Annotated in this window: 20 protein-coding genes; 17 read left to right on the forward strand and 3 right to left on the reverse strand. The window is 34.1% G+C overall.

Annotated elements, in window-relative coordinates; genetic code table 11:
* Positions 1 to 107 precede the first annotated feature (107 nt).
* From LPB88_RS16750 to LPB88_RS16775, 6 genes are all read left to right on the forward strand, one after another.
* A complete protein-coding gene (locus LPB88_RS16750) occupies positions 108 to 701 on the forward strand; it encodes an HD family hydrolase (protein WP_230716786.1) in 594 nt (197 codons plus the stop codon).
* Positions 702 to 887: 186 nt separating this feature from the next.
* Positions 888 to 2231, forward strand: a complete 1344-nt coding sequence (locus LPB88_RS16755) for a cytochrome ubiquinol oxidase subunit I (RefSeq protein ID WP_230716787.1) — start codon at positions 888 to 890, stop codon at positions 2229 to 2231.
* A gap of 2 nt (positions 2232 to 2233) precedes the next feature.
* The gene (cydB, locus tag LPB88_RS16760) at positions 2234 to 3310 is read left to right on the forward strand and encodes a cytochrome d ubiquinol oxidase subunit II (RefSeq protein ID WP_230716788.1); all 1077 of its coding nucleotides are present in this window, start codon (positions 2234 to 2236) and stop codon (positions 3308 to 3310) included.
* 174 nt (positions 3311 to 3484) lie between these two features.
* Positions 3485 to 3958, forward strand: a complete 474-nt coding sequence (locus LPB88_RS16765) for a barstar family protein (RefSeq protein ID WP_230716789.1) — start codon at positions 3485 to 3487, stop codon at positions 3956 to 3958.
* Between the two features lie 298 nt (positions 3959 to 4256).
* The gene (locus LPB88_RS16770; RefSeq protein ID WP_089350674.1) at positions 4257 to 4706 is read left to right on the forward strand and encodes a Panacea domain-containing protein; all 450 of its coding nucleotides are present in this window, start codon (positions 4257 to 4259) and stop codon (positions 4704 to 4706) included.
* Entirely contained in the window at positions 4706 to 5137 is a 432-nt protein-coding gene (locus tag LPB88_RS16775) for a hypothetical protein (protein WP_089350673.1), read from the forward strand. The genes LPB88_RS16770 and LPB88_RS16775 overlap by 1 nt, the downstream gene beginning before the upstream one ends.
* Positions 5138 to 5379: 242 nt before the next feature.
* Here the strand turns inward: LPB88_RS16775 and LPB88_RS16780 are convergent, their stop codons facing one another.
* The gene (locus LPB88_RS16780) at positions 5380 to 6165 is read right to left on the reverse strand and encodes a sulfite exporter TauE/SafE family protein (protein ID WP_230716790.1); all 786 of its coding nucleotides are present in this window, start codon (positions 6163 to 6165) and stop codon (positions 5380 to 5382) included.
* A 223-nt stretch (positions 6166 to 6388) separates the two neighbouring features.
* Entirely contained in the window at positions 6389 to 7021 is a 633-nt protein-coding gene (locus LPB88_RS16785) for a Crp/Fnr family transcriptional regulator (RefSeq protein WP_230716791.1), read from the reverse strand.
* 452 nt (positions 7022 to 7473) lie between these two features.
* Between LPB88_RS16785 and LPB88_RS16790 the strand changes: the two genes are divergently transcribed.
* The 6 genes from LPB88_RS16790 to LPB88_RS16815 all read left to right on the forward strand — a co-directional run bounded on the left by LPB88_RS16790 (position 7474) and on the right by LPB88_RS16815 (position 14539).
* A complete protein-coding gene (locus tag LPB88_RS16790; protein WP_230716792.1) occupies positions 7474 to 7785 on the forward strand; it encodes a rhodanese-like domain-containing protein in 312 nt (103 codons plus the stop codon).
* 77 nt (positions 7786 to 7862) lie between these two features.
* A complete protein-coding gene (locus LPB88_RS16795; RefSeq protein WP_230716793.1) occupies positions 7863 to 9443 on the forward strand; it encodes an NADP-dependent glyceraldehyde-3-phosphate dehydrogenase in 1581 nt (526 codons plus the stop codon).
* 658 nt (positions 9444 to 10101) lie between these two features.
* Positions 10102 to 11973, forward strand: a complete 1872-nt coding sequence (locus LPB88_RS16800; protein WP_230716794.1) for a M1 family metallopeptidase — start codon at positions 10102 to 10104, stop codon at positions 11971 to 11973.
* Positions 11974 to 12078: 105 nt separating this feature from the next.
* A complete protein-coding gene (locus LPB88_RS16805) occupies positions 12079 to 13335 on the forward strand; it encodes an alpha/beta hydrolase-fold protein (protein WP_230716795.1) in 1257 nt (418 codons plus the stop codon).
* Positions 13336 to 13356: 21 nt separating this feature from the next.
* Positions 13357 to 13749, forward strand: a complete 393-nt coding sequence (locus LPB88_RS16810; RefSeq protein ID WP_230716796.1) for an ACT domain-containing protein — start codon at positions 13357 to 13359, stop codon at positions 13747 to 13749.
* Between the two features lie 172 nt (positions 13750 to 13921).
* A complete protein-coding gene (locus tag LPB88_RS16815) occupies positions 13922 to 14539 on the forward strand; it encodes a hypothetical protein (protein ID WP_230716797.1) in 618 nt (205 codons plus the stop codon).
* Between the two features lie 51 nt (positions 14540 to 14590).
* Here LPB88_RS16815 and LPB88_RS16820 read toward each other — a convergent pair whose 3' ends face one another.
* Positions 14591 to 15154 (reverse strand): porin family protein, encoded by a 564-nt coding sequence (locus LPB88_RS16820; protein ID WP_230716798.1) that lies wholly within the window; start codon positions 15152 to 15154, stop codon positions 14591 to 14593.
* Between the two features lie 196 nt (positions 15155 to 15350).
* On the opposite strand from LPB88_RS16820, the gene LPB88_RS16825 reads away from it, so the two are divergent.
* The 5 genes from LPB88_RS16825 (at position 15351) to LPB88_RS16845 (ending at position 22291) form a co-directional block, all read left to right on the forward strand.
* Positions 15351 to 15755 carry a GNAT family N-acetyltransferase gene (locus tag LPB88_RS16825; RefSeq protein WP_230716799.1) on the forward strand — a complete coding sequence of 135 codons (405 nt, stop codon included), beginning with the start codon at positions 15351 to 15353 and terminating at the stop codon, positions 15753 to 15755.
* 258 nt (positions 15756 to 16013) lie between these two features.
* Complete coding sequence (locus LPB88_RS16830) at positions 16014 to 16397, forward strand: hypothetical protein (protein ID WP_230716800.1); 384 nt, start codon at positions 16014 to 16016, stop codon at positions 16395 to 16397.
* A 174-nt stretch (positions 16398 to 16571) separates the two neighbouring features.
* Entirely contained in the window at positions 16572 to 17654 is a 1083-nt protein-coding gene (locus tag LPB88_RS16835; protein ID WP_230716801.1) for an efflux RND transporter periplasmic adaptor subunit, read from the forward strand.
* Positions 17655 to 17679: 25 nt separating this feature from the next.
* A complete protein-coding gene (locus tag LPB88_RS16840; RefSeq protein ID WP_230716802.1) occupies positions 17680 to 20847 on the forward strand; it encodes an efflux RND transporter permease subunit in 3168 nt (1055 codons plus the stop codon).
* The gene (locus LPB88_RS16845) at positions 20840 to 22291 is read left to right on the forward strand and encodes a TolC family protein (protein ID WP_230716803.1); all 1452 of its coding nucleotides are present in this window, start codon (positions 20840 to 20842) and stop codon (positions 22289 to 22291) included. Before LPB88_RS16840 ends, LPB88_RS16845 begins: the two co-directional genes overlap by 8 nt.
* The last annotated feature ends 209 nt before the right edge of the window (positions 22292 to 22500 follow it).

The raw sequence follows: 22500 nt of genomic DNA on the forward strand, positions 1-22500 counted from the left end.
AATTTAAGACGTTATGTAATTTATATTATACTAAAAATGAACTGATATAACTTATATGGTAAAAAGAATAATCTGCGTAATTTTACAACTCTACAAAAATCATTACTATGAACACAGAAGATCTATTGAATCAAATTGCTTTTATAAAAGAGATTGATAAAGTAAAATACATTCAGCGAAAAACAAAGCTTTTTAATAGCGACCGAAATGAAAATGACGCGGAACACAGTTGGCATTTGGCTTTAATGGCGATTGTTTTAGCAGAACATTCAAATGAGCCAATTGATGTTTTGAAAGTGGTAAAAATGGTTTTGATACATGATATAGTCGAAATCGACGCCGGCGATATATTTTTATATGATTCGCAAATAAATCACGATAATACGGAGCAAGAACGATTAGCGGCGAATCGTATTTTTGGATTATTGCCGAAAAACCAAGCGGAGGAATTGATTGCTATTTGGGAAGAATTTGAAGCAGGCGAAACCAACGAAGCCAAGTTTGCAAAATCTATGGACAGACTAGAACCTTTATTGCAAAATACGTCTAACAATGGCGGAACTTGGAAAGAATATGGCGTAAGTTATAATAGGGTCTATGAAAAAAAGAGCGTCATAAAAGAAGGTTCTCAGTCTTTATGGAACTACGCCGAAGGTTTAATAGACGAAAGTGTTGAAAAAGGTATCTTGAAGAATGAGTAATTTTGTAGTATCAAAAACTTTGTCAAAGTTTCAAACTTTGACAAAGTTGCAGCAAACATAAGTGTGATTTACACTTTTAAATTTGTTGAAAAGTTTAACAAATGTTGAGCGATAAACTTTTTTTTAAGGCAGGAATTTCGGGTTTTAATGGGTAAATTTGTGGGACTTCATAAATAAAATACCACTATGGAAGAAATGCTTTTTTATGACCGAATGCAATTCGCCTTCACAATTACTTTTCATTATCTTTTTCCGCAACTTACAATGGGTCTTTCGCTGATCATTGTTTACTTCAAGTGGAAATATCTTAAAACTCAAAACGAACAATACAATCACGCCACGCATTTCTGGATGAGAATTTTCGCCCTGAATTTTGCAATGGGTGTTGTTACGGGAATCCCCATGGAGTTTCAATTTGGAACCAATTGGGCAAAATTCTCTGAATTAACCGGTGGAATCATCGGTCAGACTCTGGCTATGGAAGGAATGTTTTCGTTTTTCTTAGAATCGTCCTTTTTAGGTTTATTTTTATTTGGAGAAAAACTCCTTGGACATAAATGGCATTTTGTAACCGGATTACTAATTTGCATTGGTTCCTGGGCAAGCGGATTTTTAATTATAGCTACACATTCGTGGATGCAGAATCCTGTAGGCTACGAGATTCTTGAAAACGGAAAATTTGTGCTGAATAATTTTCAGGCTTTATTTCTGAATCCTTGGTTGTGGCCGTCTTATTTGCACAATCAGGCAGCTTCATTAGTGACGAGTTCATTTGTCGTGGCAGGAATTGGAGCCTTTTATATTCTGAGTAAAAAGAATGTTTATTTTGGGAAATTATTCCTTAAAACAGGCGTTATTTTCGGATTGATTTCGAGTATAATTGTAGCGGTTCCAACGGGAGATTTACTGGCTAAAAATGTCGTAAAATACCAACCGGTAACTTTTGCCGGAATGGAAGGAATTTTTCATACCGAACAAAAAGGTTCAGAAATTGTTTTAATTGGTCAGCCCGATGTAAAAGACAAAAAACTGGACAATAAAATTGCGGTTCCAAATATTCTGAGTTTCCTGACTTACGGAAATTGGGATCAGGAAATTAAAGGTCTGGATCAATTTGAAGAAGATCTTCATCCCACAAATATTTCAGGATTGTATTATGCTTATCATATTATGGTAGGACTCGGAACTGTATTCATCGGTTTGATGCTGATTTCTCTTTTTCAATTGATTAGAGGGAAATTATTCGAAACCAAATGGATTTTATGGTCGCTTATGTTTATGATGCCATTTCCTTATATCGCCAATACAACAGGTTGGTACACCGCCGAATTAGGCAGACAACCTTGGCTGGTTTATAATTTATTACGAACTGCCGCCGGAGCGTCGCCAACAGTTTCGTCCGGAAATACCTTGTTTACTTTACTAGGTTTTATAGGATTATATCTTTTACTGGGAATGTTGTTTTTGCTTTTGATTGGAAAAATTATCAATAAAGGACCTCATCAAGAAGTCATAACTGAAAATATATAAGTATGGAATTTTTTTGGTACGTAGTTTTAATGGGAATTTTGGCTGTTTATATTGTCTTAGACGGTTATGATTTTGGGGCAGGAATTATTCATTTATTTTTTGCCAAAACAGAAAAAGATAAAAAAGCAATTACAAGTGCAATTGGTCCGTTTTGGGATGCCAATGAAGTTTGGATAATTGCTGCCGGAGGAGTTTTATTTTTTGCTTTTCCAACGTTATATGCATCTTCTTTCAGCGGGTTTTATTTGCCTTTAATTATGATTTTATGGCTTTTAATTTTCCGTGCCATTGGTTTAGAAATGCGCGGTCAGGTTCATCATCCAATGTGGGAATCGATTTGGGATAAAGCATTTGGAATCGCAAGTTTACTTTTGGCTTTATTCTTTGGGATTGCTTTGGGAAATATTGTTCGTGGTGTAAATCTGGGAATGGTGACTAATGGTGTTTCGACACAAGAGGCTCATTTTTTCTTTTTGCCTTTGTGGAATCCAACTTTTAGTCCGCAAGCAAATGAATTAGGAATCATAGATTGGTTTACGCTTTTTCTGGGAATTGTAAGTGTCGTTGCTTTGACGATTCACGGTGCAAACTGGATTATTTATAAAACAAATTCGTCTTTGAATACACAACTTAAAAATGTGGTTTTTAAACTGAATATTGTTCTTTTAATATTAGTTTTTATTTCACTGCAAATCTGGCATTTTATCGAACCTCAGCCGTTTCATAATTTTATAGAAAATCCGATTCTTTGGTTTTTTCCTCTCATGACTTTTGTTGGAATTATTGGTTTGTTTAAAGTTCGTTCGTATAAAAAAGACGGTCACGGATTTATATTTTCGACCTTGTTTTTAGTTGGCGGATTTGCCTCAACAGCTGTTTCGATTTTTCCGAATGTTTTGCCTTCAACCAATAATGTAAATCCATCTTTAACGATTTATAACACAGCGGCGGGAGAATACGGTTTAAACGCCGGAATGAGCTGGTTTTTTGTTGCTTTGTTTTTAGTGATTGTTTACTTTATTATTCAATACCGTGTTTTTAGCGGGAAGATGGATGATATTGGGTATGGGGAGCACTAGGTTTTTTTGCCACTAATTGCACAAATTTTCACGAATTAATTATATGACTAGCCGTTGGTTTTAACCAACGGTTTTTTAGTTTAGCAAAAATGGCTTTAGCTGAAATGTTGCGTATATTTGACTAAAGTCATTGAAAATAATCTATATTCTTCTCGAAAATAATCTTATGCAATTATGATTAAATTTAAAAATGAACCCGAAACATGGAAGAGATTAGATTATGAAATTATATCTCGAGGTTTTTTAAAGCCATATAATGATTATCAAGTTTTAAAAGATAATACTACGGTATGGCTTATTTCAGAAGGGTATAAAATTGTTACGTTTGATTGTGCAGAGTGGACTGATAAAAAAGCAATGCATAGTTCGTTGCATGATCAATTTGATTTCCCGAATTATTATGGTCAAAATTGGGATGCACTGCAAGATTGCTTAAATGAAATAGAAATTCAAGAGAATGGTCTTGTAGTTATATTTGATAATTTTGATAGTATGAATGTAAAAGATGCTCATACTTTAATTGATGTATTTGTATCAAGTGCTCAAAGACATTTAATATTTTCAGAAAGACTTTTAGTTTTAGTAAAAATTAAAAATAGAGATTTTAGTTTAAATCCTTTTGGTGCTAATGATTTCTTTTGGTATTAGATAGAAAAAGGATTCTTAATTAATCTCACTATGTATTTCTTTTGGTTTAATTATAACGGACATTTCTATTTACCCAAGTCTGCGTTAGGGATAGGAGCGGCATCCTTTTTTATGGCTTTTTCTGCCATAAAAAAGATATAGCGGATAGCCCGACCGGAGGGAACGCCCAAATTATTAATCATAAATTATTTTTTCTAATTTGTTTTACTTGTTGTCTTGAACTTAATTATTAGAAACTTTGTAATTGATTTGTTTTTAGTATGTTTGTGAGAAGAACGAATAACTAAACCTACAAAAAATGTATAATTGTTTTGATATAGCAAATTATTTTGTGGAGTTGGCTAAAGAAGAAGGTCAGGGACTTGATCCTATGAAATTGCTGAAGCTAACTTATATTTCGCATGGCTGGTATTTGGGAATTACAGGAAATCCTCTTTTCGAAAATCAAGTACAGGCATGGAAATACGGTTCGGTTATTCCTGATTTGTATTATTCGATCCGAATGTTTGGTAAGGATAATGTCGATCCGTTGTTGCTTAGTATTTCTGCTAAAACTCCATTGCAGGAAGAAGATAAAGAGTTTTTGAAAAAAATCTGGGACAATTATAAAAATCTATCTGGTTTACAGCTTTCGGCGTTGACGCATGAAGAGGGAAGTCCGTGGTCGCAAACCTGGGACGGTACGCATGATGTTGTGATTGGAAATGATTTAATTAAAGAATACTACAAGGAAAAATTAAATACTTAATGGAAAGAACTCTAGCAGAAAAATTGACGGATAGTGCTTTAGGAAACGACATCATTAATGTTCCAAAAGATGTAACGAAAGAGGCAGAAAAGGAAGATCATTTGATGAGACCTTATGATCCGAAAAGCCACTCGGAATATATTGAATTAAAAAGATTTGAAATCGAACAGGCAAACGAAAGTTCTGAACGGAAGTTGAGACAGGAAAACGCTAAGAAAGCTTTTGTTTTTTCGTCGCGATGGGCTATTTTCATCGCTATTGTAATTCTTTTACACGGTTTAGGAGCTTCGTATAAATTCTTTATTTTGTCGCAAACGGAGTTTTTATTTGTAGTAGGGACTTTAACGACTTCTATTTTTGCGTTTTACACCTTGGTTTTAAGATATTTATTTTACAGAAAACCAAGTCTTAGAAATGCTGAGAAGAAATAGTTTTCATCTTTGTCAAAGCTCAAAACTTTGACAAAGATTACTTTACAAGTAAAACTAAAATAAAACTTTTTAAACCTTTAACGGAATAAATTCCGTTGCTACAATATGAATCGTTCCTCCGGAACTTTCCTAAAAGAGCCTTAGGCTCGATGTATATTGTAGGGATGGATTTCAATCCATCCAATAAATTTCAACGGCAGCAAATCTGCGTTATCTGCAAAATCTGCGAGAAACAAATTATCTTAAAACAAAACCTCCTTAGTAATAATATAAAATCCCATCACCAAAACAAACCAGCCAAATATTGGTTTTAGTTTAGTTCCGTCGATTTTTTTAGAAAGCTGACTCCCTAATAACATTCCTAAAAGTGCCATTGCCGAAACGCCTAATAAAAAGCTATAATCTATGGGAGTGCCAATGTATAAATCACCTCCAAAACCTATCGAAGAATTGATTGTAATAATTAATAACGAAGTTCCAACGGCTTGCTTCATGGGTAAATTGGCGAAAAAGAGTAAGGCAGGAATAATTAAAAATCCGCCGCCAGCACCCAAAAATCCTGTTATGATTCCAACTACGAAACCTATTAAACTTAGTTGAAGGTAATTTGTTTCGGCTCCTTTTATTTCGGGTTGGTTTTTCCTGATCATTGAAATCGCCGCCGTAATCATCAATACCGAAAAGATAATCATAATCAGAAAATCTTTGGAAACAGAATAAGAAGCTACTGAAAATAAGGTTGAAGCAATTTGTGGAAAAATAACTTCACGAATAATCAAAATCGAAATCACCGAAGGAATCGCAAAATACAATGCCGATTTTAGTTTTAGATTTCCCATTTTGTAATGGCTGTAACTCCCAGACATAGCGGTTAATCCAACAATGAATAAGGAATAGGAAGTGGCTTGCTCCGGATTTACTTTAAACAAATACACTAAAATAGGAATGGTCAATATCGATCCGCCGCCGCCAATTAAGCCAAGTGAGATTCCGATAATGATTGAAGCAAAATAACCTAAGTATTCCATTGCATTTGTTTTTATGCAAAGGTGGTTTGTAAAAAGAAATCCCACAGTAACATTTATCACATAAGGAATGTGAAATGGCAATGAAAAAAAGTTTTTACCATTAAGAGATTAAGAAAAATTAAGTTTAGTGTTTTTGTATCTTAATGATTAGCAAAGAAAATTAAGCAGTTACGCTTAATTTTTCTTAATCTCTTAATGGTTCAAATAAAAAAAAATAAATGTTTTATTTTTTACTTAAAAGCTCGATTTGGTTTCGGTTTAGTTTGACCAGACCTCTTTGTTCCATTTTTTTGAGTAATCTGGAAACAACTTCTCTTGAAGTATTTAATTCGGAGGCAATTTCCTGATGTGATAGATTTACTTCAGAGCAGCCGCAAGCGTCGGAATGTCTTTTGAGGTAAAACTCCAAACGCTCATCCATAGAACGGAAAGCGATGTTGTCGACAACTTCTAAAACTTCTTCAAAGCGATTTCTATAGGTTTCGATTACAAATTCGTACCAAGATCTGTGTTCCATCATCCATTTGTCCATCATTTGCAACGGAATCATCATGACCGAAACATCTTCGACAACTTTTGCCATAATCTGACTCTTTTCGCTTTTGGTAGCACAAATCATCGAAATAGCACAGGCTTGTCCGGGTTGTAAATAATACATTAAAAATTCGCCGCCATCTTCGCCTTCACGATAGATTTTGATTTTTCCTTTGGTAATCAAAACGGTATTCTTTATATATTGTCCGGTTCGCATTAAGATCGTTCCTGCCTCAAAATGCTGCAGACTTCCGTTTTCTTCGATTGTCGAAATAAGTTCGTTGGAGAAATTTGGGAATATATTTTTTAATGAGTTTTGCATTGGATTGAGGTTGTTTTTTCGCCACGAATTGCACTAATTTTCATTAATTAAATTGTGCTGTTTTGTGTAATTCTTGACGTTTTTTTTTAATCATTATAATCTTTTAATCTGTGGCAAAAATAAATTTCAACGTAATTAATTCGTGAAAATTAGTATAATTCGTGGCTAACTTTTTTATCAAATTAAGATTAAAGCGTACAATTTTATACAAAGATAACAGATTGAAATGGGATAAATTATCAGAAAACTATATTTAAGACGTAAAAGGTCAAATGAAAAAATCCTATTTTCGATCGAGTTTATAGACTATATTTTTAAAAATAGTAAGTAAATTTGTCTTTCACTGATTATAATCCTTTCTCTAAAACGTTTTCTGAGAATAATAATCGAAATCGCATTTGGCACGTTTTTAATTAATAGAAACGTCGTAATTTTACAAAAACACATTTATTATGAATTTATCACAAGAAGATTGGGTTGCTCAGCTTAACGCTGACGAGAATGCAGTTATACTTGACGTAAGAACTGAAGACGAATTTAATGACGGCTATATCGAAAATGCTGTAAATATCGACATTAATAAAGGACAAGGTTTTATTTATGAAATCGAAGAATTAGATAAAAATAAAAACTATTATGTGTATTGTCGTTCTGGTGCCAGAAGTGCCAAAGCATGTCAGATTATGAATGAGTTAGGGATAGATAGTGCCTATAATCTGCTTGGTGGAATTCTGGACTGGGAAGGGGAAACCGTGAATCCATAAAAGATAGAAGAAGAGGCGCGAAAAGCCTCTTTTTTTGTTTAAAATGCTATTAATAACCAAACATAAATTACCAGATTATGAATTTAATACCCGAAGAATTTCAGATTAAAACCCTTATAAATCAAGACACTTATCTTGTAAACGGAGAATTAAAACACTGGGCAGGACAAACCACACCTGTTTTTTCTACAATTTCATCTACAGAAAAATATACGCCAACTTTACTGGGGTCGATTCCGTTTATGGCAGAGAAAGAAGCTCATGAAGTAGTAGAAGCTGCAAATGCTGCTTATAATAAAGGACAAGGTTTATGGCCAACTATGAAAGTGGTTGATCGTATTAAATGCATGGAAAATTTTGTAAAGCAAATGAAGCAAACCCGCGAAGAAGTGGTTAAACTTTTGATGTGGGAAATTGGAAAAAACCTTGGCGATTCGCAAAAAGAATTCGATAGAACAGTAGAATATATTCAGGATACGATTGACAGTTATAAAGAATTAAACGGCCGCAGTTCCCATTTTGAAAAAGTACAAGGTGTAAACGCAATGATTCGCCGTGGGCCGCTTGGTGTTGTATTATGCCTTGGACCTTATAATTATCCTTTAAACGAAACTTTCTCATTATTGATTCCGGCTTTGATCATGGGTAATACCGTAATATTTAAGCCTGCTAAACATGGAGTTTTATGTATTTCGCCATTGTTGGAAGCTTTTAGAAGCAGTTTTCCTAAAGGTGTTATCAATATTGTTTACGGTAGAGGCCGCGAAGTAGCTTCTCCTATAATGAAATCAGGAAAAATTGATGTTTTGGCATTAATCGGAAACAGTAAATCTGCAATTGCTTTGCAGGATCAGCATCCAAACAAAAACAGATTGCGTTTGATTTTAGGTTTAGAAGCTAAAAATCCTGCTATTATTTTACCGGATGCCGATTTAGATTTAGCAATTCAGGAATGTATTGCAGGGAGTTTATCGTTCAACGGTCAGCGTTGTACGGCTTTAAAAGTATTATATGTTCACGAATCTATTGTCGAAGAATTCAACAAACGTTTCTCTGAAAAAGTAGACGGTTTGGTATTTGGAAATCCTTGGGAAAAAGGAGCTTCATTGACACCGCTTCCAGAGACCGAAAAACCGGCTTATATTCAGGGATTAATTGATGATGCTACTCATAAAGGTGCTAAGATTTTGAATGAAAAAGGAGGAAAGCATACTGATAATTATATTTTTCCGGCAGTTTTATATCCTGTAAATAAAAAAATGCGTGTGTATCACGAAGAACAATTTGGACCAGTAGTACCAATTATTTCTTTCAAAGATATTAATGAACCACTTGAAGAGATGGCCGAATCAAACTACGGACAACAAGTGAGTTTGTTTGGTAAGGACATCAAAACTTTGGCACCACTTATTGATGCTTTAGTAAATCTAGTTTGCAGAGTAAACCTCAACAGTTCTTGTCAGAGAGGACCGGATGCATTTCCGTTTACAGGCCGTAAAGATTCTGCAGTTGGAACATTAAGTATTCCAGATGCTTTGCGTTCATTTTCAATCCGTACGTTCGTGGCTTCAAAAGATATCGCTTATAACAATGAAATTCTGCAAGAGCTATTAAATAGCAAAGAGTCGAATTTTATCAATACCGATTATATTTTGTAATTCCGAGGTTATATATTAATTGTAGATGCCGCCTTTTTCTTTTAGAATTTGGCGGTTTTTTGTTTTAAGTTCTTATCTCGAAGCTCAATGTCATTTAGTTAAGCTTTCTTTTAGCAAATTATGCTTAATCTTTTTCTCGCAGAGACGCAAAAGCGCTAAGTTTTTTTGCCATTCCCGATAGCTATCGGGATGTACAGATTAAAAAGATTTTGTTTCACGCAGATTTAAAAAGATTTTAGCAGATTTATTTTAATTATAATCTGTGTAGATCCGCTTAAATCTTTTTAAATCTGCGTGAAAAACTCTTTTTGAAATTCACGCATATTTTAACTGCCGCAAAGAAAATGGGGATAAACTTGGTGATTTTGCTCCCAATAACTATCGGGATTGCGAGAGATTTATTCGCCATAGCATTATAGATTTTCTCTTAACTTAATGACATTGCCCGAAGCTTCGGCACTGAGATTCTTAGATGCTAAGTTTTTTGTATAATCTTTGTGACTTTTAGTTTGAATTTTAAAGTTAAGTTATAATTATTCTTAATTTTATGACGTCGAATTGTAGAAAACAAATATTTTTATAACAAATTGTAACTTTAAATGAGAAAATGCCACTAATTATATATTCGATATTAAATCATTAAAATATAAAACCAATTATGGAGAAAAAATTATTTCAATTTGTATTTATTGCCTCCTTGTTTTTGGCACAAAATGGCTTTGCACAAGAGCTTTATATGCCTAGAAACATTAAAGAAGCTTACGCAAAAGGTACGCGTTCGATGGACGGAAAGCCTGGAAAAAATTATTGGCAAAACCATGGAAAATATACAATGGATATTTCTGTAGATCCAAAAACAAAACTGGTTAGCGGAACAGAAACTATTGTTTATGAGAATAATAGTAATGACACTTTAAGAAATCTGGCGGTTCGATTTGTAAATAATCTTCATAAACCGTCTTCGCCAAGAAGCGGAAATGTAAGTGATGATTTTTTAAGTAGTGGATTGACAATTACTTCTTTGAAAATTGGAGATGACGTTTATAAAGAAGATGCAAAAAGCTGGGGAACAGTTGGGAATGTAAAAATGAAAAAAACAATTTTACCGCATTCTAAAGCTACTATTTATATCGATTGGAACTATCCTTTATCGAAAGAGAGTGGAAGAGAAGGACAAATCGATGAAACTACTTTTTTTGTAGCTTATAGTTATCCTCGCGTTTCGGTTTTTGATGATTATAATATGTGGGACAGATTACCACATACAGATCGTCAGGAATTTTATAATGATTTTAATGATTATAGCTATTCGGTAAAAGCGCCTAAAAACTATGTGGTTTATGCCACCGGAGATTTACTAAATCCTGATGAGGTTTTGCAACCGGAATTCTCAGCACGTTTGAAAAAGTCTTATCTTACAGATGAAATCCTGCATGTCGCAAATGAAACAGAACTAAAAAGCGGAGTAGTTACCAAACAAAACGATTGGAACACCTGGAAGTTTGAAGCCAAAAATATCTCTGATGTTTGTTTTGGATTAAGTGATCATTATTTATGGGATGCGAGCAGTGTTCTGGTCGATAAAAAAACAAATCGACGTGCAAGCGTTCAGGCGGCTTATGATATCAAAGGAACTGATTTTGTAAACTCAGTAAAAAACAATCAATATGCATTAGATTTCTTTTCGAATAGTTGGCCGGGGGTTCCGTATCCGTTTTCGAAAATGACAGCATTTCAGGGTTTTGCAGATATGGAATATCCTATGATGTGTAATGATTCGCAAACGGGTGATGCGATTTTTGCACAATTGGTTCAGGATCATGAAGTAGCACATACTTATTTTCCTTTTTACATGGGAATCAATGAAACCCGTTATGCTTTTATGGATGAAGGCTGGGCAACTACTTTTGAATATTTAATTGGAATTGCAGAACATGGTAAAGAAGCTGCTGATAAATTCTATAAAGAGTTTAGAGTAAACAATTACATAAATGATCCGTCGACTGAAGAAGATCAGCCAATAATCTCAATGTCTACACAAGTTTCAGGTCCCGGTTATGGGAACAATTCATACGGAAAAGCTTCTCTTTCTTATTTAGCGTTAAAAGATATGTTGGGAGATGATTTGTTCAAAAAATCATTGCACGCTTATATGGACAACTGGAATGGAAAACATCCAATTCCGTGGGATTATTTTAATTCGATCAATACAGCTTCAGGAAAAAATCTGAATTGGTTTTTTAATAACTGGTTTTTTACGAATAATTATATTGATCTTTCCGTTAAAAATGTTTCTAAGAATGTAGTTTCTGTAGCAAATACAGGAGGTTTTGCAATTCCGTTTGATGTAAATATTGTTTACACAGACAATTCAACAGAAACCTTACATCAAACTCCTGAGGTTTGGAAGGCAAATCAAAAGGCAGCGACAATTGCTTTAAAAAGTAAAAAAGAAATCAAACAAATAACTTTAGACGGAGGTATTTTTATGGATGTCACGCCTGCAGATAATGCTTGGTCAGCGAAATAAAAAAACATAACATTAGTCGCCTTTTTCTGTTGAGAAAGGCGATTTTTTGTATGAGATAAATTGCTATTTAAGTTTTATTAACGAGTCAAAAACAAATTAAATAAAATGGATTGTTTAAAAAGTGGTTTTAGAAAAAGGATATTGTTCTTCAGCTTTTTCATGTTGCTGACGACTTTTGCATTTGCTCAGAATAAAACCAAAATCGAAATCGGAACGATTGATAGTGTTGCTTCCAAAATTTTAAATGAAAACAGAAAAATTTGGGTTCATCTTCCCAGAAGTGTGCAAAATTCAGGTTTTGGAAAACAAAAATATCCAGTAGTTTATTTACTTGACGGTGATGCACATTTTAGTTCGGTTGTTGGAATGATCGAACAATTGAGTGAAGTAAACGGAAATACAAACTGTCCTGAAATGATCGTTGTGGGAATTACGAATACCAACCGAAATAGAGATTTGACTCCAACACATTCAGAGGTTGATCCTCCGTTTGTGTCTAAAAGTGTAAGCGATCAATCTGGAGGAGGAGAAAAGTTTGTAGAGTTTATCGAAAAAGAACTGATTCCGTATATTGACAGTAAATATCCAACGGCGCCTTATAGAACATTAATTGGGCATTCCTTTGGAGGATTGACAGCTATTAATATTTTGACCAATCATACTAATTTATTCAATTCGTATATAGCGATTGATCCAAGTATGTGGTGGGATCATCAGAAATTTATAGCTGAGACTGAAAAAAAACTTGCCAATAAAAACCTCGCAAATGTTTCGCTATTTATGGCAGCGGCAAATACGATGGATGATAATATGAATGTTGTAAAAGTGAGAAGAGATACGACAGTTTTTACAAGACATATCAGGTCAATTTTAGAATTGAATGATTTTTTTGGTAAGAATAAAAAAAGCAAGCTCAATTATAATTATAAATATTATAATGATGACAATCATGGTTCTGTGCCACTTATTGCAACTTATGATGGTCTTCGTTTTATATTCAAATTCAATCAATTAAAGCTTACGGTACCGGAGCAAATTAATTTCAATAAAGCAGTTTTCACTAAAATTGAAAAACACTTTGAAAATGTATCCAAACATTTAGGTTACACTGTAAGTATTCCTGAAAACACTGTAAATGCTTACGGTTATCAGTCTTTGGGTAAAAAAGATATGGATTTGGCGGGCTATTTGTTCAAATTAAATGTTGCTAATTATCCTCAAAGTCCAAATGTGTATGATTCGCTTGGAGATTTTTATGAAGCTAATGGCGATAAGAAAAATGCAATTGCCAGTTATGAAAAAGTACTGGTTTTGGATAAAAATTTTCCGGAGACAAAAGGAAAATTAGAAAAACTGAAATAATTTTATTTAATAAAACTTAAAATGTCGGGAGAAAAAGATTTAGAAAAATTACTTAAAAGCATGAAACCGGAGCATAATTTAGGAGATTATGTTTTTTGTAAAGTCGGGAAATTAGAAAATCTTGATTTGAATGATGTTGAGATGTTTTTTAAAGAAAAAGAAGCCATTACATTAATTCTTAAAAAGGAAATTGCAGAGCGATTAAATCTGGAGTACTCGGTTGTAATGTCCTGGATAACACTTACCGTTCATTCGTCACTGGAAGCAGTTGGTTTGACCGCGGCATTTTCTAAAGCGCTTTCAGATAATGGAATTAGCTGTAATGTTGTTGCAGCTTTTTATCACGACCATATTTTTGTTGGTACAAAAGATACAGAAAAAGCAATGGGAATTTTAAATGCATTTTCGAGCTAAGGTTTATTTCTGACAATAAATATCATAAAAAAGGGGAATCTGGTTAAATAGATTCCCTTTTTGCATTTTGATAAATGAGAGAATATGTTAAAGTTAGGGAAATACGGGAATCCGTAATTAAATGTGAGATTAAAAAACTAGGTTTGCAAAAAAATGAAAACCTACTATATTAATGAAAAAGACCTTTACTTTTATTGTTTTATTGCTAACTATTAAAACTTTTGCACAGAATAATTCAAAAATTGCATTTCAAAAAAGTAGATATGAACTAGCGGTTTCATGCTATAAAAAAGCTGATTTTAAAAAAGCTATTGATTTGTTTTATATCGCTTCTAAAATTAAACCGGATAATGAAATTGGAATTGAGTCTCTTAAGAAAGTAGATACTCTAAAAACTATTTTAAGAGAAGATATAATGACGCAGGCACTAGGTACCTGGAAAATGATTGGCGATAAACCGGTTTGGGCAAGCAATCAAACGAGTAATAATCCTGATAAAGTTTCTGATGAGTTTGTAGAAATCACTAAAACACAGATTTTGTTTTTCGAAAAAAATAAAAGCACTCAGGAAAAGAAAATTATTAAAACAGAAGATTTGGTTTATTACAACGGCGAAGAATCAGATTCTTTGTTTTCGAATATAATCTTATCAGATGGTACGATTTGGAATTGTACAATAAATGAAAGTTCAACGGAATTACACGTAATTAATTTAGCTAAAAAAGGCGAAAATGGCCTGGAAGAAATTAAGACGAATAATGTGGAGCGATTCTATGTTAGAGTAAAATAATAAAAAAGGGAATCAAAATGATTCCCTTTTTTTATATAATGAAAGACATTTCTATAAGAACTTAAAACCAAGTGAGATATTCGAGACTGCCGTTTTCACTTTTCTGCCCGAAGGATCAAGATCTGTAACGCCTGCCAGATATCTGTAATCTAAAGTAAGTTTCCATAAATCGACACCAACACCACCAAGAATACTACTGTTGTTTTTCTCAAAATCGATAAAATTAAGATTGTTATTTGTTTTTATATCGGAGTAGTTTTTCCAGTTGTATCCGGCAAAAAGACGTACGTTACCAAGTTTTCCTAGAGGAATAATTTTGAAACCAACAATTACTGTTGCATCTGTTCCTGATAATTCATAATCAGTTTCTCCAATTCCGGTTTGCGAAAGGCTGAATTTTGATTGTGAATATCCAAGTTCACCCTGAGCATAAAATAGCAATAAATTTACTCTTGCAAATCCGGCAACTCCCATTGCAGTCCCAGAACTTTTAGAGCTAAAATCATCAGTAAGAGGCGAGGTTATGTTGTAGGAGACTTGGGGTCCAAATTGTATTAATTGTGCAAAGCTATTTACACCAATAGACAAAAATGCTGCTAAAAGGAATTTTTTCATAGTGGAATTTGTTTTTTAGATGACATAAAAATAAATATTATTAATTATAATCGAAAGATTTATCTTATTTTTTTAGCATTAATTCTGGTTTTTATTTTTGTATGTTTTTGATATTGAGTAAAATGCAGATATTGGTAACGGGAGGAGATTCGATCCTTAAAAAACTTAAATTTGAATACTTCAAAAAAAATTAAAAATGGAAATTAGAGCAATTGAAGCATCTCAAACCTGGGAAATCAGACATAAAGTAATGTGGCCCGATCAGCCTATTGAATTTGTGCAATTAGAAGAAGATAATCTTGGATTGCATTTTGGCGTTTTTGAGCAGGAAAAATTAGTTTCTATAGTTTCTTGTTTTGTAACTGATCAGGAAATGCAATTCCGAAAACTGGCCACTTTAGAGACGTATCAAGGTAAAGGAATTGCATCTGAATTGTTAAATTATATTTTTGAAATTGCCAAAAAACAAAATTTAAGAAAAATTTGGTGCAATGCAAGAAGCAATAAAAAGTCATTTTATGAGAAATTTGGAATGATAGATACACACAAAATTTTCTCTAAAGAAGGACAGGAATTTACGATAATGGAAATTTTACTATAGAAAAAGAATTGAAATTTATCAGAATAAAATATAGAGCCTCAGTTATTTATATTTTTAATGGTTTTCTCTATTTGTTTTTTTACAAATGCTTTAATCTAATTCCATAATGATTAGTTTCTGCTATTTTAGCATTAAACGATACGTTTAATTATGGAATAAAGAATGTTAAAAAATGAAAACGTTTTCGTTTGTTTTTACATGTTAAGACTTTCTTATTTTATTTTTTTTGTTGCAATCTTTTATTACTTTCGCACCCAAATGAGAAAGTTAATAGTATTTTTAGTATTCATGAATTTCCTTCTGCTAGGCGGAGGGCAATATCTTAATGCTGGTACTCCTCAAAACTTTCATCAACACACTCTTGAGAAAAAGCACCGAGTGAAATTCACCAATCAAGATCAGGGTTCTTCAATAATCGAAGATGCTGATGTAGATCTTGAGGAAGAATATCTTGGAAGTGATGATCTTAAAGATGGACTTACGAATAAATTTTTTGCAACAAATTACAGTTTACTTGACAATTGGTACCTTTCCTTTTCAAGTCAAACCATTGTAAATGATTATAATCGTTTTAAATTCTTTGTGCCATTTTGTGGCAACTCAAATCCTATCTACATTACCCAACAGGTTTTAAGAATTTGATTCAACAGTATACATCGGTTACCTAAGTTGTGATCTGCATATCTTGTTGATGTATTTTTTTCTACTTCTTCTTATATGAAAGTTAAGTTCTGACTTAAGGCTGGCTGATGCATTTTTCATCCCAAAGGAATCTTGTATTCCAAGCATCCAATCGCTTAATTTCCAAACAACATCATGAAAAGAATTATCTTGTTCACAGGCTTAATTGCCCTAGTGTGCCTTACCAGCTGTAATGCTAAAAAAGAAGAGAAAGAAGAAGCAGAAAAATTTACTGTAACCAATCCGGTAAAAATTGACACTTCATTTACAAAAGAATACGTTTCGCAGATTAAATCTGTACGTAACATCGAACTCCGCGCCCAGGAAAAAGGGTTTTTACAAAACATTTATGTTGATGAAGGACAGTTTGTAAAAAAAGGACAACTGTTGTTCAAAATTATGCCAAATATGTATCAGGCAGAGTTACTTAAAGCTCAGGCTGAACAAAAATCAGTAGAAATCGAATTGCAAAATTCTAAATTATTAGCTGATAAAAATATCGTTTCTAAAAACGAATTAAGTGTTGCTCAGGCAAAATTACAATCAGCAAAAGCTGAAGTTGCATTGGCAAAACTACATTTATCATTCACAGAAATCAGAGCTCCGTTTGACGGAACAATCGATAGAATTCCTTTAAAATTAGGAAGTCTTATTGACGAAGGCGAATTATTGACAAGTCTTTCAGACAACAGTCAAATGTTTGCTTACTTCAACGTATCTGAGCCGGAATATCTTCAATACCAAACAGATGTAAAAGATCGTGCTGACAATAAAGTTAGCTTGGTTCTTGCCAATGGCGAAATTTTCAAAGAAAAAGGAAATGTAGAAGTTATCGAAAGTGAATTTAACAACGAAACAGGAAATATCGCTTTTAGAGCACGTTTCCCTAATTCAGGAAAATTACTTAGAAACGGAGAAACGGGGCAGGTTCAAATGATTGTTCCGCTTAAAAATGCTATTGTGATTCCGCAGAAAGCTACTTATGAAATTCAGGATAAAAAGTATGTTTTTATAGTTGATAAAAACAATAAAGTAAGTTCAAGAGAAATCACTATTACTGGCGAAATCCCTGATTTGTATGTGATAAAAACTGGTCTTGCTGAAACGGATAAAATTTTACTTGAAGGAGTTCAGAAAGTAAAAGAAAACGACAAAATTAAATTCGAATACCAAGCTCCTCAAACGGTTATTAATCATTTGCGCGTAAAAGCAGAATAGGTTTAATCATTAAAAAAATATAAAAATGTTTAATAAATTTATTCAAAGACCTGTATTGTCGATAGTAATATCGCTTATAATTGTCTTTTTAGGAGTATTGTCGGTGATGAATTTACCTATCACCCAGTTTCCTTCCATCTCACCTCCGATGGTAAACGTTACAGCGGATTACCCTGGATCGAATGGAGAGTTAATGATCAAATCAGTAGTTATTCCTTTAGAAAGAGCACTTAATGGTGTTCCGGGAATGAAATATATGACCTCTGATGCCGGAAATGATGGTGAAGCAAGTATTCAGGTTGTATTTAACTTAGGTACAGATCCTAATCAGGCTGCAATTAACGTGCAAAACCGTGTGGCTTCGGTTACTAATAAACTACCTCCTTTAGTAGTTAGAGAAGGTGTTAAGATTACTCGTGAGGTTCCGAGTATGTTGATGTACGTGAATCTTTATAGTACGGATAAAAATACCGACATGAAGTTCTTGTACAACTATGCTGATATCAACGTATTATCTGAGTTAAAAAGGGTAAATGGTATTGGGTCAGGAGATATCTTAGGAACTCGTGAATATGCAATGCGTATTTGGTTGAAACCGGATCGTATGTTGGCTTATAAAATTTCTGCCGATGAGGTAATGGAAGCATTGTCAAGTCAGAGTTTGGAGGCTTCGCCTGGTAAAACAGGGGAGAGTTCCGGTAAACGTTCTCAGGCGTTTGAGTATGTATTGAAATATTCAGGACGTTTTACAACCAAAGAACAATACGAGAATATCATTGTAAAATCAAATAGTAACGGAGAACTTTTACGTTTGAAAGATATTGCCAAAATTGAATTTGGTAGTTCGATGTATGATATTTACTCTAATTTGAATGGAAAACCTTCTGCGGCGATTGTATTGAAACAATCTTTTGGAAGTAATGCAAATCAGGTTATTGCAGATGTAAAAGCTAAACTGGAAAAAATAAAGCAAAAGTTTCCAAAAGGAATGAATTATGAAATCTCGTATGATGTTTCTAAATTCCTTGATGCTTCTATCGAAAAAGTAATTCACACCTTAATCGAAGCTTTTATTCTGGTAGGTTTAGTAGTTTTCCTTTTCTTAGGAGACTGGCGTTCTACGGTTATCCCGGCGATTGCTGTACCTGTTTCCCTGATCGGAACTTTTATATTTATGACGTTCTTCGATATTTCGTTGAACTTAATTACGTTGTTTGCTTTAGTTCTTGCAATTGGGGTCGTCGTCGATGATGCGATTGTGGTAATTGAAGCTGTTCACGCCAAGATGGAGGAAGAACATCTCTCTCCGCTTAAAGCGACTAAAAAAGCAATGCACGAGATTGCAGGAGCGATTATCGCGATCACCTTTTTGATGGCTGCGGTATTTATTCCGGTTGCGTTTATGTCAGGTCCTGTTGGAGTATTTTACAGACAGTTCTCGATCACGATGGCAACAGCGATTATTCTTTCTGGTATTGTGGCATTGACTTTAACGCCGGCACTTTGTGCGATGATGTTAAAAAACAACCACGCTACGCCTAAAAAGAAAACTCCTGTAAACATGTTTATAGAAGGTTTTAACAACAAGTTTAACCTTGCACAAGGTAAATACCAAAATGTATTAGCTAAAATTGTAAACAGAAGAGCCGTTACTATTATTGCACTTCTAGGATTTTGTGCCGGAACATGGTTGATTAGCAGTACTGTTCCTTCTGGATTTATCCCGAATGAGGATCAGGGAATGTTTTATGCCATTATTCAGACGCCTCCGGGTTCATCATTAGAAAGAACCAATAATATTGCGGAGAAATTACAAAAGATATCTGAAAGTGTAGAAGGAGTAAAATCAGTTTCTTCATTGGCGGGTTATGAAATTTTGACCGAAGGTACCGGATCTAATGCGGGAACTTGTTTGGTTAACTTAGAAGACTGGAATGATCGTAAGCAATCTGTACAAGAAATTATGACAGAACTGGAAGAAAAATCGAAAGATATTCCGGGTGCTAATATCGAATTTTTCCAACCACCGGCAGTACCTGGATATGGAGCAGCTGGAGGATTTGAGCTTCGTTTATTGGATAAAACAGGTTCAGGTGATTTCAAAAAACTGGAAGCTGTGAATAAAGAGTTTGTTGAAGAATTGAACAAACGTCATGAGTTGTCTAACGTATTTAGTTTCTTTAGTGCGAGTTTCCCTCAGTACATGATGAAAGTTGATAATGATTTGGCGCAGCAAAAAGGAGTTTCTATCGAAAATGCGATGAACACTTTGTCAACTCTTGTGGGTAGTAACTACGAGATTAGTTTCATTAAATACGGAATTAACTATAAAGTAATTGTTCAGGCTTCACCTGAATATCGTGCGCAGCCGGATGATATCTTAAAACTTTATGTGAAAAATAACCGTGATGAAATGGTTCCCTTTTCTGCCTTTATGAAATTAGAAAAAGTATATGGTCTTTCTGAAATTACAAGACACAACATGTACAACTCTACTGAGATTAGTGGTGGAGCTGCTCCGGGATATAGTTCTGGTACAGCTATTAAAGTGATTCAGGAAGTTGCAGAGAAAAAATTACCTAGAGGATATGATATTGACTGGGCGGGTATTTCTGCCGATGAGGTTGCTCAGGGTAATCAGGCAATTTGGGTATTCTTAATCTGTTTAGGATTCGTTTACCTGGTTTTGGCTGCACAATACGAGAGTTTTATTTTGCCATTGTCTGTAATTCTTTCTTTACCGGCGGGTATTTTTGGAGCTTTCCTTTTACTGAAATTAACAGGATTAGAAAACAATATCTATGCTCAGGTTGCCATGGTAATGCTTATTGGTTTACTGGGTAAAAATGCCGTACTGATTGTAGAGTTTGCAATACAGCGACATGCAGCCGGCAAAACAGTTCTTGAAGCTGCAATGGAAGGAGCGAAAGCGAGGTTCCGTCCAATTTTGATGACTTCATTTGCTTTTATTGCCGGATTGTTGCCGCTTGCTTTTGCTACTGGTCCGGGTAAAATTGGTAACAGAACTATTGGTACTGCCGCCGCTGGAGGTATGCTTATTGGAACTATTTGTGGGGTATTTGTAATTCCTGGATTGTATTACATTTTCGGAAAAATCGCAGAGCGACACAAACTAGTTAAACATGAAGAAGAGAATCCATTAACAGAAGAAATTGATAACAATCATGTATAAATTCAAATCATATCAATATGGTATTGCATTAGGATTATGTCTTACGGTTGCAGGGTGTAAAGCCCCTGCGCCTGAGGCAGCTCCTACAACAAGCACACCAGTTCCTGAATCGTTTGGCCAAACTGCCCAAACTCAGGATGCAAACAACAATACGTCTACATTACAATGGAAAGATTATTTTAAAGATCAAAACCTTGTTGACCTGATTGATGTTGCTTTAAAAAACAATCAGGAATTAAACATCACTTTGCAGGAAATTGAAATTGCAAAGAACGATATCCGAGTTAAAAAAGGGCTTTTATTACCAACTGTTGGTGTTCGCGCCGGAGCTGGAATAGAAAAAGTAGGTAGATACACAAGCCAAGGTGCGGGTGATGCTACAACAGAGATTAAACCGGGTGTAGAAACTCCTGATCCGCTTGGTGATTTTACGATTGCTGCTTATGCAAATTGGGAAGTGGATATCTGGAAAAAACTGCGTAATTCTAAAAAAGCTGCGTTAAACAGATATTTAGCTACTGTTGAAGGTAAAAACTTTGTGATTACAAATCTTATTGCTGAAGTTGCTGATTCTTATTACGAATTATTGGCTTTGGATAATCAATTGGATATTATAAACCAAACGATCAAATTACAGTCAAACGCTTTAGAAATTGTAAAAATTCAGAAGCAGGCTGCAAGAGCTACCGAACTTGGTGTTAAGAAGTTTGAAGCCGAGGTTTTAACTTCAAAAAGTATGGAGTTTGATATTCGTCAGCAAATAAAAGAAGCGGAGAATAAAATCAACTTTTTGTTGGGTAGATATCCACAGGAAATCAAAAGAACAAGTAGTACTAATTTCTTAAGTTTATTGCCTGCTGCTGTAAGTTCAGGAATTCCGTCTCAATTGTTAGCAAATCGACCAGATGTTAAACAAGCAGAATTAGAGCTTGTAGCTGCAAAATTAGATGTAAAAGTAGCGCGTGCTGAGTTTTATCCTTCATTGGATATTTCTGCCGCATTTGGAGTACAAGCATTTAAGCCGGCTTATTTGTTTACGTTTCCGGAATCTATTTTATATTCAATAGCAGGAGATTTGGCTGCGCCATTGATTAACAGAAACGCAATTAAAGCTGAATTTGCAAGTGCAAACGCAAGACAGCTTCAGGCATTATATAATTATGATCGTACGGTTTTGAACGCTTATTTAGAGGTTTCAAACCAACTTTCTAAGATCGAAAACTTACAGAAAGGATACGATCTTAAATCACAACAAGTTGATGCTTTAAACACATCAATTGATGTTTCTAATGATTTATTTAAGTCAGCGAGAGTTGATTATTTCGAGGTTTTAATGACACAACGTGATGCATTAGAAGCGAAATTAGAATTAGTAGATACTAAAAAAGAACAACTGAATGCGGCGGTTCATGTTTACAGAGACCTAGGCGGCGGTTGGAAATAGAATGCCTATTTTAATTAGTTATTAGTAGGGGAGCCTTCCAGAAGTAAAATTCTGGGAGGTTTTTTTTGGAGGGAATAAAATCTTTTGTATTTATAATGATCAAATTTTTTGCACTAAAAATAGTGTTATATTAGCATCCCTATTTGTAATTTGAACTTAATTCATTAAGCTTTATGTGTTGATAGTACATATACAAATTGTCTGAAGTG

The sequence above is a fragment of the Flavobacterium sp. JAS genome (assembly GCF_020991455.1).
Classification (GTDB): domain Bacteria; phylum Bacteroidota; class Bacteroidia; order Flavobacteriales; family Flavobacteriaceae; genus Flavobacterium.

Bases quoted from the DNA above. Each gene is read 5' to 3' on its own strand.
- LPB88_RS16750 (WP_230716786.1), top strand. From the start codon at position 108: ATGAACACAGAAGATCTATTGAATCAAATTGCTTTTATAAAAGAGATT.
- LPB88_RS16755 (WP_230716787.1), top strand. From the start codon at position 888: ATGGAAGAAATGCTTTTTTATGACCGAATGCAATTCGCCTTCACAATT.
- cydB (WP_230716788.1), top strand. From the start codon at position 2,234: ATGGAATTTTTTTGGTACGTAGTTTTAATGGGAATTTTGGCTGTTTAT.
- LPB88_RS16765 (WP_230716789.1), top strand. From the start codon at position 3,485: ATGATTAAATTTAAAAATGAACCCGAAACATGGAAGAGATTAGATTAT.
- LPB88_RS16770 (WP_089350674.1), top strand. From the start codon at position 4,257: ATGTATAATTGTTTTGATATAGCAAATTATTTTGTGGAGTTGGCTAAA.
- LPB88_RS16775 (WP_089350673.1), top strand. From the start codon at position 4,706: ATGGAAAGAACTCTAGCAGAAAAATTGACGGATAGTGCTTTAGGAAAC.
- LPB88_RS16780 (WP_230716790.1), bottom strand. From the start codon at position 6,165: ATGGAATACTTAGGTTATTTTGCTTCAATCATTATCGGAATCTCACTT.
- LPB88_RS16785 (WP_230716791.1), bottom strand. From the start codon at position 7,021: ATGCAAAACTCATTAAAAAATATATTCCCAAATTTCTCCAACGAACTT.
- LPB88_RS16790 (WP_230716792.1), top strand. From the start codon at position 7,474: ATGAATTTATCACAAGAAGATTGGGTTGCTCAGCTTAACGCTGACGAG.
- LPB88_RS16795 (WP_230716793.1), top strand. From the start codon at position 7,863: ATGAATTTAATACCCGAAGAATTTCAGATTAAAACCCTTATAAATCAA.
- LPB88_RS16800 (WP_230716794.1), top strand. From the start codon at position 10,102: ATGGAGAAAAAATTATTTCAATTTGTATTTATTGCCTCCTTGTTTTTG.
- LPB88_RS16805 (WP_230716795.1), top strand. From the start codon at position 12,079: ATGGATTGTTTAAAAAGTGGTTTTAGAAAAAGGATATTGTTCTTCAGC.
- LPB88_RS16810 (WP_230716796.1), top strand. From the start codon at position 13,357: ATGTCGGGAGAAAAAGATTTAGAAAAATTACTTAAAAGCATGAAACCG.
- LPB88_RS16815 (WP_230716797.1), top strand. From the start codon at position 13,922: ATGAAAAAGACCTTTACTTTTATTGTTTTATTGCTAACTATTAAAACT.
- LPB88_RS16820 (WP_230716798.1), bottom strand. From the start codon at position 15,154: ATGAAAAAATTCCTTTTAGCAGCATTTTTGTCTATTGGTGTAAATAGC.
- LPB88_RS16825 (WP_230716799.1), top strand. From the start codon at position 15,351: ATGGAAATTAGAGCAATTGAAGCATCTCAAACCTGGGAAATCAGACAT.
- LPB88_RS16830 (WP_230716800.1), top strand. From the start codon at position 16,014: ATGAGAAAGTTAATAGTATTTTTAGTATTCATGAATTTCCTTCTGCTA.
- LPB88_RS16835 (WP_230716801.1), top strand. From the start codon at position 16,572: ATGAAAAGAATTATCTTGTTCACAGGCTTAATTGCCCTAGTGTGCCTT.
- LPB88_RS16840 (WP_230716802.1), top strand. From the start codon at position 17,680: ATGTTTAATAAATTTATTCAAAGACCTGTATTGTCGATAGTAATATCG.
- LPB88_RS16845 (WP_230716803.1), top strand. From the start codon at position 20,840: ATGTATAAATTCAAATCATATCAATATGGTATTGCATTAGGATTATGT.